This window comes from Chromobacterium haemolyticum (genome assembly GCF_002081825.1).
GTDB classification, from domain to species: Bacteria; Pseudomonadota; Gammaproteobacteria; order Burkholderiales; family Chromobacteriaceae; genus Chromobacterium; species Chromobacterium fluminis.
This window is the reverse complement of record NZ_MUKU01000037.1, coordinates 1-12,508: the sequence shown is the minus strand read 5'-3', so window position 1 is coordinate 12,508 and position 12,508 is coordinate 1. Positions and strand designations below refer to the sequence as shown.

Below are 12,508 nucleotides of genomic sequence, written 5' to 3'. Positions count from 1 at the left end.
CAGCATCAGGGGTTTTTTTGGGTGCTCATAAGCAGCGCTTCAAAGTCTGCTGCGCTTTGTGCAGGGTCGCGCGGCGAGTATGGCTTCAGCTTTGCTTATTTGGCATTGGTAAACTCCGTTTGCTCAACCGTTTTGCCTGGTCTCGCGCTACTAGCTTACGAGATTTTGAACATGCTCTTGGGCTAAGGCCCTGCGCAAAATCTACATTTCTCGGCACGTCATGGAATGAGTACGGCATTTGGAATACCCATCAATGATACCGACATTTCATTTCTTTAGTAGTTTCCCTTGTCCGGCTGCAGCTCATGAGATTGTAATCGTGGCTAATACTTCCGGCTTTGCCGCTGAGGCAGCACTAAAAGCAGCCGTCGTTTAGCTTGGCCAGGCATGGCAATGTTTTTCCATGCCATCGGGGTGGGTTTTGTTGATGAATCTTGCCTATTTTTAGAATAAGACTAAGTTTTTCCTGGAAATGGTCGCTTAATGTCTTATAGGGAACTCGAATGATGGACATGGCTTTCCCCAGTGACTATTGGGACTGAATATGGGTGGACTATCGACGAGTGTGCTGGCAAATATTTTAGGTGTGGAGTGGCCATATGTTTTCTAATCATATTACTCTGTCAGGCATCGCCGCTGCAAAGAATGGTGTCTATATTACCCAGTTGAACATGGCGAATCTAAAGACTGTGGGCTATGCAAGACGGGATGTCGTTTTTAGCTCGCTGTCTTATGGTGGCGTGGCCAGCAGCGGAGTTCTTCGGATTAGCAATAACTATATTAATCAGCGCTTATGGGATGCAGCTAGCAAACTTCAACAGTTTGACTCGGTAGGCGCCTATTATAATGAGTTGCAAGGTTCGGAGGTCAGCAATTACGCCAAGGCTGGCGGCGGCTTGGGAATGAAGGACTTCTTCGCGGCATTGAGTAAAGCGAGTACGGATCCAGGTAAGCCGGAGTTGCGCTCCTCGGTATTGGATGCGGCGGCCAATATGGTTAGGGCATTTAATGGCCGTACCGATACCTTGAATAGTCAACTCAATACCGTTCAGCAGGACAGATCGAGCACGATAGAGGACATCAATAGCCTGGCAGGCCATATGGCCGAGGTGAATAAGCAGATTCTGTCTATGCCTGATGGCGCGGGAGAAGGACGCGCGGCACTATTTGATGAGCGTGATAATCTGATGAAGCAGCTTGCCGCAGCGTCCGGCGGGCAGGCGACCATCATGGCCAATGGCACCGTCAATGTGAGCTTGAAAGGTGGTCAGCCGCTGGTGGTAGGCGCCAAGGCCTACGAAATGAAAGTGACCAAGGGCAAGGATGGTCAGCAAGAGATCAGCATTGTTTCGGGACGGCAGGAGTTTCAAGTGCCGCGCAATGATCTGGGTGGAAAACTTAAAGGCCTGGATGATTATGAGCATGATACCTTGCGTCCGCATATGCGCGCGCATCAGCAGCTGATTAAGGAAACAGCCGAGCGTTATAACGCTCAGCATAAAAAAGGTTTTGATCAAGCCGGCAATCCTGGTAAGGATCTGTTCAAGCTGGATGCCAACACCGGGCGCATCGAGCTGGAGGCATTGAAGCCGGAAGAACTAGCCTTTTCAGGCAAGGCGGGAAGCGGGGTTGAGGGTAATTCCGACAACTTGAACCTGCTGATTAAGGTGAAAGATCAGGATATCGAGCTGGAGGGTATGGGTAAGAGTAGTCTTGAGGGGGGGCTGGCGCTGATGATGAATAAGGTGGGTACCGCCGCCAAGGGAAATAAAGACGCCATCGCCATGGAAGAAGCGCGCTATGAGACTGTTTATAGTAGTTGGCAGCAGACCAGCGGTATCTCTGACGATTATGAAGCCGGGTCGCTTTTTCAATATCAACAGATGATGAATAGCAATATCAAGGTTCTTGAGGTGTGCAGAAATATTTTTAATACGATGCTTAACGCCATGTGAGGTGTTTGAAAATGATGGTAACGAATCAGCAAATTCATGATCTGATGCTGGGCTTGATGGTAAGGGCCAAAGCGGCTCAGTCGGACTCGATGCAGCGCCTTTCCAGTGGCCGAAACATTCTGCGTCTGTCAGATGACCCGCTGGGGGCGATGAAGAAGGCGCGTTTCGAGCAAATGCAGTCGGCACTGTCTCAATATGAGAGCAATATTGGTGAATTGAAGAGCCGGCATCAGCAGAATGAAGAACATTTACAAAGCATGTTCGCGGATCTGCTTGAGGTGAAAACCAGCTTGCTGCAGGCAAAAGATGGCGGTAATAGCGAGTCCGATCTGGCCACTCATGCGGCACGCTTAGCCACCTTGCGCGATAATCTATTCAGCCGCGCCAATTCCAAGGATTATGGCAATCAGTATATTTTTTCCGGCTCGGCGGTGATGACGCCGCCGCTTGCCTATGACGCCAAGCAAGCGGCTGGGCAACGTTATAGCTGGAACGGTAATCTGGAACAGCAGAAAATTCAGGTGGGCGCCAGTGATTGGCTGCCGGCGAATGTCACGCTGGAAGAAATGGCGGATTTTTTGAATGGCCTGGACCAGGCGATTGACGCTGCATCGCAGTCGAAGACGCCGGGAGATGTGGAGCCGCAACTGGCTGCCGCGTTGGAGGGGCTGGAGCGGTTTAGCCGGTCGGTGGACAACAAGATTGCCGTGACCGGCAATATCAGGAATTCTGCGGACTCGCTAGGTAGCGCGCATGGCGGTGTGTCGCTGATGCTGGATGTGAGCAGCGAGGGGATCGACGGCGCGGATATGGGCAAAGAAGTGATGGACATCAATGGTTATTTGACGGCACTGGAGGGCACGCAGAAAGCGTATGCCAAAATGATGTCGACTTCTGTGTGGGATATTCTGTAATCGATGACAGTGATTCGACGTGGCGCGGCCGTTACGCTGGAGCGGGCGGCGGCCAGCTTGCTGGCTCAGACCAGTAAGGCGGCTCAGCCGGCATTGCGGCCTCGACAAGCATTGGCGGCGCCGGTGCCGTTGCCGAACCAGGGCAGCGCCAGCCGGATACCGCTGCGCTATGTGGCGCAGCGCTTGGTAAATGCGCAAGCCAGCCAGGCGCAGCGCTTGATCTTGTATCTGGATCGTTTGAGCCATGACCTGAAGTGGTTTCGGCGTTCGGCGTCCTTATTGGCGAATGACAGGGCCAATGCGGCTGTCCTGCGCCAGCCGGCGGAGGCGGTCAGGCGCTGCTGGGCGCAGCGCTTGCCGCTAACGGCCGCAGGCCTGGATGATGGGCTGCATTGGTGTGGCGCCGGCGCGGCGCGTTGTCGTTTTGTGTTGCAAGGCGCGCAGCACGCGCTGCTGCCGGCGGAGAGGCTGAGCTTTCGTTGCGGACAGCGGCAAAGTTTCTTGAACTTGCGCGCGGAGATGGATGGAGTCGAGCAGGCGCGTGCTTGGGACCGCGCCTTGGCGGTTTTTGGTCTGCTGGTGGAGCAGGATGCAGACGGTCGTCTGCTGTTGTCGATGCGGGAGTTGGACGCGCCGGCGCTGTTGGGTCGGTTGACCGTGACTGGCGAGGATGGGTTGTTTCCGGCGAGGGGACAGACTGAGCTGCCCTTGCAGCCGCTACCTGCTGTCATTTCACCGGAGGATTGGACCCGCCCTTCCCGCCTGGCCTCGAGCCAGGCCCAGGCGACCGAAGCCTTGCAGCGGGTGGCCAGAGTCAAGGCGGAAGTCCGTATGCGCCAAGCCGATATCGTGACCTTATTGGACCAGCACTTGCTTGGCGGCGATGGGCAGGGGGTGGAGGGCGCGCGCCAGGCCTTGGCGCAGGCTTTTGCCGCCGAGGATTATTTTGGCATGCAGGCTTTGCTGACCGCGGTGGGGCGCGTCCCACCGGCGCTGGCGGACATCATGCGCGCGTATTGATCCGGCGGGGCGCAGGGTGGCGGCGCTGCCGTCCCTTGTGCCGCGTATTGCTTGCTGGTTCGCGTTTTGCCATGGAGTGGGGGCTCCCTGGCCCGGTGCGTTGAGAAGCGGTGCCCAGTCCGCTGCGCGTCGCCAGACGTCGCACGGGGAGTGCCGCTTTAGATGGCTTGGTACTGTCCGTACATTCCGCTTCCTCAGCCGTTTTCGCCCTGTCGCGCTTGGTTCGCAAGACTTTGAACAGGCACTAAGAACCGAGCCTCCTCCCGTAGATGGCATGCTCCTATGCCGACTTGCCTGCTTTGCCTCCCCTTCCTGATCACGCAGAAACCTCGCGAGCTTCGTTATGAGGCCTTGGCCGCAGTGGTTAAGAGTCAGTATTAGAGGGGACCTCGAAAAACCTGCTGCACGGTCCGATAGCGGCGTTGCTCCGTGCTCGCTCCCTCGCTGTACTCCTTGTACTATCTCGGTCGCTATGCGCCTTGCTCTCGAACCGCTCGCGACGGTTTTTCGAGCCCCCCCTAGAGTCTGTTGCGCCTCCTGTGGCGTCGCACGGTGAACTTATTTGCAGAATCTCCAGATGCGATATGCCCTTTCCCTTTCTTTCGCCAGTTTCATTCTTGTAAGTACACTCTAAACACTGTTCCAAGAACCGGTGGTTTTTTTGATGGTCGCGGCAATGGTTGGATGAGCTCATACGCGTCAATAAGCTGAAAGATGGATTCGAGATATCATCTTAATAATGTTTTTTTCAGGAAAATAAAAAAAAATTAAATTAAATTAAAATTTCTGTGTGATGAGGTCGCTATGAATAGATAGCAGCAGCCCTAATCAGTACTGAATTGGCGGCGTGCTGTTTGCTATCTAACCGTATGAAAAGGAAATGAATCATGGGCATGAGCATTAACAATAATCTGGCGGCTCAACAAATTCAGTTGATCCTGAAAAAAAACCAGTCGTCATTGACTAGCGCTCAGACCAACCTGGGTACCGGCAAGCGCATCAACTCCTCGGCAGACGATGCCGCTGGCCTTCAAATTGCCCAGCGCCTGCAAATGCAGATTAGCGGCCTGACTGCCGCGAACAAGAATATCTCGCGTTCCAACGATATGATGCGCGCCGCGGACAAGTCGTTTGAAGAGCTGGGGGGTTTGCTGGACAAGATGAAAGGCCTGGCAACCCAGGCCGCCGACAGCTCGCTGTCTCAGAAAGACCGCGCGGCGATGGATGCCGAATATGTGGAACTGAAAAAGCAAGCTGAGCAAATCTTGGGCCAAACGACCTATGGCGATGAAAAGCTGCTGGTAGGGGGTAAGCTGGAAGAGGCGTTAAACTTCCAGATTGGCGCGGGTGCGGATGAAAAGCTGGCATTTGACAAGTCTGTATTGTTGAAGGCAATTCATGAGGCGGTTGGTGGTCTGGTTAAGGAGACTGACGAAAAAGTATGGGAGAAGGATGCGGCGAAGGCAGCAACCTTGGCGGATGCTACTGTTGCGCTAGGAAAAAAGCTCGTCTCTGGAGTTAATTTTGACGAAAAAGTTATTGGAAAGGATGGCACTGAGGTTGATCTTTTTGTAAAAGACAAGAGTGGTAAGTTTGTCTTTGATGATAAGGGTGATGCGGACGCGTATAAGCTTAATCCAGAGCTTGTCAAGCTGGGAATTGAAGTGGATGACAGCGATCCTGCAAAGTTCGAATATGTCGGATATAAGGATAGTGGTAAGACCGAGGCAGTTACAAAGGGTATTTCTGATGCAGGCGAAGCACAGAAGATGATCGGTGCCTTGAGTCTGATCGCTGACCAAGCCGGTGAATTCCGTTCCGCCATCGGTGCTGCGATCAACCGTCTGGATTCCAGCAAGCGCAGTAACGACAATATGACTGAAGCCATGCGCAGCTCCAAGGATGGTATCGAGTCCACCGATATGGCTGAGGAATCTACCGTGCAAAGCTCCTTCAATGTCAAGACCCAGGCCGCGGTGCAGATGCTGAAGCAATCGACGATGGCCGACCAGAACGTGCTGGCGCTGTTGAGCTAAGCCTTAGTTGTTGACCTATGTGTTCAAGCCAGCCTTGCGGCTGGCTTTTTTTCGATTTTTTGGTTTGTATGTTTTAAAAATAGGGCTTTGAAATTGTTGAATTTCAGAAATTAAGCAAGCTACTTTGCTGACGCCTCAACATGAGAATGTGGCGGGCGAAATCATTGATTTTCAGCGAATTTCATCGGTGGGTGCGGCAATGTTCAGGCGGTGCCTATCTATAATACGGTATTTATTTTGAAATCAGGAGGGATGGGATGCGCTTTGCAATTGGCATGTTGCTGCTGACCGTTGGCGTGTTTGGTGGCTTTGTATTGCATGGCGGTTCGCTGCATGCGATATGGCAGCCAACTGAGCTGATGATCATTTTTGGCGCGGGATTGGGGGCATTGGTGATTAGCAATCCAATGCATGTGTTGCGTGATATGTGGGTGCAAATTCGCTGGGTGGTGTTCATGCCCAAGCAGGATGGACAAGAGTTTCAACGCCAATTGCTGTTGTTGTTGTACGAGCTGTTGGAAATGGTCAAGGATGGGGGCTTAAAGGCCTTGGATGGCCATGTCGATTATCCCGAGGACAGCGCCTTGTTTGGCAAATATCCGCTGATCCAGGCGGATCATCATCTGGTGTCTTTCATTGTAGATAATTTTCGCTTGATGGCTATGGGAAAAATCTCACCCCACGAGTTGGAAGGCATGTTGGATCAGGAGCTGATGGCGATTGAGGAGGAGCTGTTGAAGCCGGCGCGCTCCTTGGGGAAAGTGGGCGAGGCGATGCCAGGCTTTGGCATTTTGGCTGCCGTGCTCGGCATTGTGACCACGATGGGCAATATCGGCGAGTCCATGGTGTCGGTGGGGGTACAGATCGCCGCGGCGATGGTGGGCACGTTTATTGGCATTTTGATGTGCTACGGCATTTTGGAGCCTTTGTCGTCGGCGATGGTGAGTCAAGTGCAAAAACGGTTTTCCGCCCTGGTCTGCGTAAAAGTGGTGCTGTGCGCGCAATTGGCCGGTAAGCCGACTTTATTGGCGGTGGATGCTGGCAGGAAGTTGATTCCGCTGGAGATGAAACCCAGCTTTGCCAAGCTGGAAAGCTGGATCATGGAAGTTTAAGAAAAGAACGGGTCCATCTTGATGAAAGATAATGCTACGCCAATGATCTTGGTGCGTAAAATTTCTCGCAAAAATCATGAAGAGCAGGCTTCCGGTTCCTGGAAAGTCGCATTTGCTGATTTTACCTTGGCCTTGATGGCTTTATTCATGGTGCTTTGGCTGACCCAAGCGTCGACTAGAAGCGAATTGCGAGAAATCCAAGCCGCGGTTAGCGGCATGCCGTTTCACGAGGGTGGAACAGGGCCATTTGAGATGAATAGCAAGCGGCCCAGTCTGGCAGAAAAGGATAGGGCGGAAAGAAATAGCCGCAGTCAATTGGAGGCGGCGTCCAGCGAGCAAGAAAGACTGCGGCGTATGCAAAAAGATTTGGCGCAGCAGGTAATGCAAAAAGCCAAGGCGCTGGATATGCAGCAGAATGTGTCAGTGGAGGCAACGCCGGATGGCTTGCGCATCCGCATTCAGGATACTCAGGATAAAGGCATGTTCGAACGCGGCAGCGATGTGATGAATCCGCCCTTTCATACCCTTTTGTCGGGTATTGTCGCGACCATTGTCGATGAACCTGGCAAGGTAATGATCACCGGTCATACCGATGCGGTGGAATATAACGCACCGAGCGTATTCGATAATAATCTGGCGCTGGCATCCCGGCGAGCGTTGCGAGTTAGGCAGGTGATGTTGGCGGATGGCATGCCGACGCAACAAATCGAACAAGTGGTAGGGATGGGGGACAATCAACTCATTCAGCCAGAAGATCCGCATCATGCGCGTAACCGCCGCGTTGAGTTACTGTTGCGCTCACCAAGTGGCAAGCCGTAGTGGGAAAATAACCCTTATTGATTTTTACACTGCGTAAATTCATGATTTATGTCGTTAGACCATATGGGTGTTACCATTTATGCAAGCTGTTCTTTAGTGGCAGGGCTAATGTGGCCCAGGTTTTTTGTTGTCAAGCATAGTATTTTTGATGCCTTGAATTTAAAAATCATTCGAATATCGAATTTGCCATCTAGGGGAAATGGAGACAGTGGGAAGGATAAATATAGGCATGGTGAATAAAGTGGGGAAAAAAGTTTTGGTAGTGGATGATGCCGTAACCATGCGGCGCATGCTGGGGCATGTATTGCAGTCGGGTGGCTATTTAGTATCTGAGGCTGAGCATGGTGAAGCTGGCTTAAGGTGTGCCAGAGAGGGCGCTTATGATCTTATTTTGACTGATTATAATATGCCGCATATGGATGGCATTTCCATGTTGCGAGCGATTCGACGCCTGGAACCGTATGCGATGGTGCCCATCATGGTAATCACTACCGAGTTTGGCAATGATTTGAAACTGCAGGGGCGTGAGGCCGGCGCCACAGGCTGGATGTTGAAACCGGTACACCCGGAACGTTTGCTGGAAATGGTCAGGCGTTTAATTGGTTAAGTGGTTATTATCGGTTAAACAGTTTGTGTGGCACAGGCCATTTTGAGTGGAGCTCTATTTCCTGTTTGGTGCGAGTGAATTGACCCGCGCAAAAAAGTTAAGGCACTAGGCATCGTTGTGTTCTAGTCAGCTAGCTGATGCCAGCTTAGGCCTTCTGCCGCGTACAAGACTGCCGGCATGATAAGTAAAACTGATGATATTGGCCGCTCTAATTAGGTAATAAGAGTTTGGGGCGGGGCGAAGCCTTGTCTACAAGCATGCGAGAAAATCATGTCCATAGACTTAAGTCAGTTTAGCGAGGTGTTTTTTGAGGAGGCGATGGAGCATCTGGCGGCAATGGAATCCTTATTGCTGGCCTGTGATATCCACGCTTCGGACGAAGAGCAGTTGAATGCGATTTTCCGGGCTGCCCATTCCATCAAGGGAGGCGCCGGCGCATTTGGGTTTAAGGAGTTGACCAGCGTTACTCATGTGCTGGAAAGCGTGCTCGATAAGGTGAGGAAAGGCAACCTGCCGTTGCACGCACGGATGATCGATGGTTTTTTGCGCGCTCGCGATGTGTTGGCGCAAATGGTGTTGGCTTATCAGCATGAGACGCCTTTGCCGGAGGTTGAGATCGCGGAGCTGATGGTATTGCTTGAGGCATTGGGGGAGGGCAAGGCCGCGGATGAGGTGGATGTTCAGTCCACCGTCATGCCGCTGTGTCCGGCTGAGGATTTGTCGGTGACTCCACCTGCGGGGTGTTTGCATGTACGCATCGCGGCGGGGGATGTGGTGGACGATGCCGCGGTGCAATCTTGTTTGAGCAGCTATGGCGCGATCAAGGATTGCCGCGTTGGCGATCATCATTCGCCGTGGCTGTATGTGTTGGCGACGGAAAATAGCGCGGAGGATATCCGTGAGACCTTGACCTTCCTGATTCACCCCGACCGCTTGACCATCGACAGTTCCGGCGAGCAGGCCCGCGCGTCGATCGATTGGACCGAGGAGTGCGAGGGTTATGGTTTCTTCGTGCCGGTGGTGGCAGGGGCACCTGGGGTCGCGGCGAGCGGCAGTGTAGTCGGCGCTACCGTGCCGGATGCGCCCGAATCCTTGCCGTCCATCACGCCATTACATGATGGGCTGGTGGATGGCGCCTGCATTGAAGAGGTATTGGCGGTGCTGGAGCCTAGCCGGGTAGAGCATGAAAAAGCCGCGCCCAAATCCGGGGCTATAACGTCTTCGATCCGCGTTAGTGTGGATAAGGTGGATCAGTTGTTGAATTTGGTGGGGGAACTGGTCATTACTCAGTCGATGTTGGCACAAATGGTGCGCGAGATCGAGGATGTGGCGGTGGATGGCTTACAAGCTGGTGTGAATCAACTGGAGCGCAATTCGCGCGAGTTGCAAGAGATTGTGATGTCGGTGCGCATGCTGCCGATCTCCTCGGTGTTTCAGCGTTTTCCACGGGTGGTCAGGGATTTGGCCCAGCAATTGGGTAAAGAAGTCGAATTGAAGATGGAGGGCGAGCATACCGAGCTCGACAAGGGCTTTGTGGAAAAGCTGGTCGATCCATTGATGCATGTAGTACGCAATAGCGTGGACCACGGCATTGAGGCGCCAGAGGAGCGACTGACCTGCGGTAAACCCAGGGTAGGACGTCTAGTACTGCGCGCTTATCAACAGGGCGGGGATATCGTCATTGAGATTAGCGATGATGGCAAAGGCCTGCACCGCGACAAAATCATTAGCAAGGCCAAGGCGAATGGCTTACCGGTTTCCGACAATATGAGTGACCGGGATGTCGCAATGCTGATCTTCGAGCCTGGTTTTTCAACCGCGGACCAAGTGTCGGATGTTTCCGGCCGAGGTGTGGGCATGGATGTGGTAAAGCGAAATATCCAGGCAATGGGCGGGCGGGTTGAGGTGGAGTCGGAGGCCGGCAAGGGAATGTCGTTGATTATTCGCTTGCCGTTGACCTTGGCTATTTTGGATGGTATGTCGATTCGCATTGGTACTGAGCGTTATATCGTGCCGCTGACATTTATTATAGAGGCGGTAACACTGGGTCAGGATAATGTCAAAACCGTGAAGAATTCCACCAAGCTGGTCAATGTGCGTGGTGAGTTCTTGCCGTTAATTTCCTTGAGAGAAGTATTGGGCGCCACGAAAATTACCTATGGCAGAAGTAATCTGGCTCTGATTTTAAAGTCGGACAATGAAAAAATAGCATTATTGATTGATGAATTGCTGGGGCAATACCAGGTGGTGATTAAGAATCTAGAAACCAATTATCATCGCGTGACGGGGGTATCCGGTGCGGCCATCATGGGAGATGGACGAGTGGCGCTGATTCTAGATGTGGTGGGCCTGCTAGCCAAGGCTAGAAGCAGCCGAATCGATAACTTGGCTAACATAGGGTAGAGAGATGAGTGAGAAGCTACATAGAGAGATGTTGGTATTCCGATTAGGAGATGAGGAGTACGGTATTGATATATTGAAGGTTCAGGAGATCCGTGGTTGTGATCCGGTGACCAAAATAGCCAATTCGCCAGAATTTGTCCGTGGCGTGATCAATTTACGTGGCCATATTGTACCCATTGTAGATCTGAGGGTGAAGTTTGGCATTGGCCAACTCAGTTATGATGATATGACCGTGGTGATTATTCTAAATGTTCTTGGTAGAACAATGGGGATTGTTGTGGATGGCGTATCGGACGTGGTGATATTCGATCCTGATAATGTGAGAAAAGCACCGGATTTGGGGGCGATCATTGATGCTGCCTTCATAGATGGTTTGGGGATATTGGAGCAGCGCATGGTAATTTTATTGGATATAGAAGGCATGACTTCAAGCGAGGGGTTTTTAACCATAAGCACCGAATCTGGTCCTGATGCAGGTGAGGTTGGCTAATGGGGGCGTTGTGTGAATATCTAGGCTGATATGAATGTGTAGATCACGGCAGGAGAAAATCCGTTGAGGATTTAAGACCTGATTAGCTTGACGGGTGCCGGCTCAGTCTTATTTTCCTTGTAGGCTTGCTAACAAAAGTTTGTTGAGTAAATTAAAGGTTAAGGGTGTGTATGACTTTTAGGCAAAAAATTGTTGGGTTGGTCATCGCGGTCATGCTGGTTTTATTGTGGCAGGCTTGTTTTTTTGCCTATCAGCAGAATAAGGTTGCGAGCGAACTGAGACATACGCAACAGACCTTATTGGAAGATTCTGCTCAACTGTCTGATGTGTTCAACGATGCACAAGTGATTGCAACTAACTTAATGCGAGTCCTTCTTTGGATGGTCGATGAGCAAACGTTGCATCAGGAAGTGGAAGATCTGAATGGAGGGGAAGGCGCAGCGGTGAAACTTACTGCTGACTCTGAGGTGATACTCAAACGCATCGAGACTGGGCTCACAAATATCAAAATGCATTCAGATCACTTGAGTGAAAAAGATGCTAGTCGCATGTTGGAGTTGCGGCAAGTGATTCGGGGTATAGAAGCCGAATCGCTGGCGGGAATGCATCGTTTGATCTTGGCTATTGCCAATGGTAAAGGCGATATCAAGCAAGCTCATAAGCAGTGGATGCTTATGAATTGGAACCCATTAGTAATGGCATTGAGTGAGCTGGAAGAGCTGAGCCAAAAAGGGGCTCAAGCAGGCGTGGTCGAGTTGGAAAAGCTCATGAGCCGTTTGCAGTGGATCTCCCTCGTAACGGGTCTGTTGGTACTCCTACTGGTTGGCGGTGCTCTACTCTGGCAGCTGCGTTTTGTGTCGCGCACGATAGGCGGGCGGATGGAGCGCTTGTTCCGGCATATGGACCACATCGCAAAGGATGACTTCTCCCAGCCGATTCGCTACCGGCCCGGCATGGAGCAGAGCCTGATTGCGCTGTTGGCGAAGTTGCAGGAACGCCTGAAGGCGGCCAAGGCGATGGTGGTGGAGAACGCGCGGATCCGGGTGGCTTTGGACTCCAGTTCGGCCAATGTGATGCTGGTGGACGAGCGCCGGCAGATCAGCTTCGTCAACCGCGCTTTGCAAGCGCGGCTGCCGCAGTTGGCGAACCGGC

At 52.3% G+C, this 12,508-nt stretch carries 10 protein-coding genes; all 10 read left to right on the top strand.

All coding sequences use genetic code 11. From position 1 onward, the window contains the following. Positions 1 to 599 precede the first annotated feature (599 nt). Positions 600 to 1,955, top strand: coding sequence for a flagellar hook-associated protein FlgK (gene flgK, locus B0T39_RS20270; RefSeq protein WP_081549851.1), 1,356 nt, complete (start codon positions 600 to 602; stop codon positions 1,953 to 1,955). An 11-nt stretch (positions 1,956 to 1,966) separates the two neighbouring features. Further along, entirely contained in the window at positions 1,967 to 2,869 is a 903-nt protein-coding gene (locus B0T39_RS20265; RefSeq protein ID WP_081549849.1) for a flagellin N-terminal helical domain-containing protein, read from the top strand. 3 nt (positions 2,870 to 2,872) lie between these two features. After that, on the top strand, positions 2,873 to 3,889 hold the full coding sequence (locus tag B0T39_RS20260; RefSeq protein WP_141111324.1) for a hypothetical protein: 1,017 nt from the start codon (positions 2,873 to 2,875) through the stop codon (positions 3,887 to 3,889). Positions 3,890 to 4,776: 887 nt separating this feature from the next. After that, complete coding sequence (locus B0T39_RS20255) at positions 4,777 to 5,925, top strand: flagellin N-terminal helical domain-containing protein (protein ID WP_081549845.1); 1,149 nt, start codon at positions 4,777 to 4,779, stop codon at positions 5,923 to 5,925. Between the two features lie 257 nt (positions 5,926 to 6,182). Beyond that, on the top strand, positions 6,183 to 7,037 hold the full coding sequence (gene motA / locus B0T39_RS20250) for a flagellar motor stator protein MotA (RefSeq protein WP_081549843.1): 855 nt from the start codon (positions 6,183 to 6,185) through the stop codon (positions 7,035 to 7,037). Between the two features lie 21 nt (positions 7,038 to 7,058). After that, positions 7,059 to 7,856: an OmpA family protein gene (locus B0T39_RS20245; RefSeq protein WP_081549841.1), complete on the top strand. Its 798-nt coding sequence runs from the start codon at positions 7,059 to 7,061 to the stop codon at positions 7,854 to 7,856. A gap of 229 nt (positions 7,857 to 8,085) precedes the next feature. Further along, positions 8,086 to 8,463, top strand: a complete 378-nt coding sequence (locus tag B0T39_RS20240) for a response regulator (protein ID WP_081549839.1) — start codon at positions 8,086 to 8,088, stop codon at positions 8,461 to 8,463. Positions 8,464 to 8,733: 270 nt separating this feature from the next. Further along, positions 8,734 to 10,866, top strand: coding sequence for a chemotaxis protein CheW (locus B0T39_RS20235; RefSeq protein WP_081549837.1), 2,133 nt, complete (start codon positions 8,734 to 8,736; stop codon positions 10,864 to 10,866). Positions 10,867 to 10,870: 4 nt separating this feature from the next. Then, positions 10,871 to 11,356, top strand: coding sequence for a chemotaxis protein CheW (locus B0T39_RS20230; RefSeq protein WP_081549835.1), 486 nt, complete (start codon positions 10,871 to 10,873; stop codon positions 11,354 to 11,356). A gap of 170 nt (positions 11,357 to 11,526) precedes the next feature. After that, positions 11,527 to 12,508: hypothetical protein (locus B0T39_RS20225; protein ID WP_217806301.1), on the top strand; the 982-nt coding region annotated here is incomplete at its 3' end.

Bases quoted from the DNA above. Each gene is read 5' to 3' on its own strand.
- flgK (WP_081549851.1), top strand. From the start codon at position 600: ATGTTTTCTAATCATATTACTCTGTCAGGCATCGCCGCTGCAAAGAAT.
- B0T39_RS20265 (WP_081549849.1), top strand. From the start codon at position 1,967: ATGATGGTAACGAATCAGCAAATTCATGATCTGATGCTGGGCTTGATG.
- B0T39_RS20260 (WP_141111324.1), top strand. From the start codon at position 2,873: ATGACAGTGATTCGACGTGGCGCGGCCGTTACGCTGGAGCGGGCGGCG.
- B0T39_RS20255 (WP_081549845.1), top strand. From the start codon at position 4,777: ATGGGCATGAGCATTAACAATAATCTGGCGGCTCAACAAATTCAGTTG.
- motA (WP_081549843.1), top strand. From the start codon at position 6,183: ATGCGCTTTGCAATTGGCATGTTGCTGCTGACCGTTGGCGTGTTTGGT.
- B0T39_RS20245 (WP_081549841.1), top strand. From the start codon at position 7,059: ATGAAAGATAATGCTACGCCAATGATCTTGGTGCGTAAAATTTCTCGC.
- B0T39_RS20240 (WP_081549839.1), top strand. From the start codon at position 8,086: ATGGTGAATAAAGTGGGGAAAAAAGTTTTGGTAGTGGATGATGCCGTA.
- B0T39_RS20235 (WP_081549837.1), top strand. From the start codon at position 8,734: ATGTCCATAGACTTAAGTCAGTTTAGCGAGGTGTTTTTTGAGGAGGCG.
- B0T39_RS20230 (WP_081549835.1), top strand. From the start codon at position 10,871: ATGAGTGAGAAGCTACATAGAGAGATGTTGGTATTCCGATTAGGAGAT.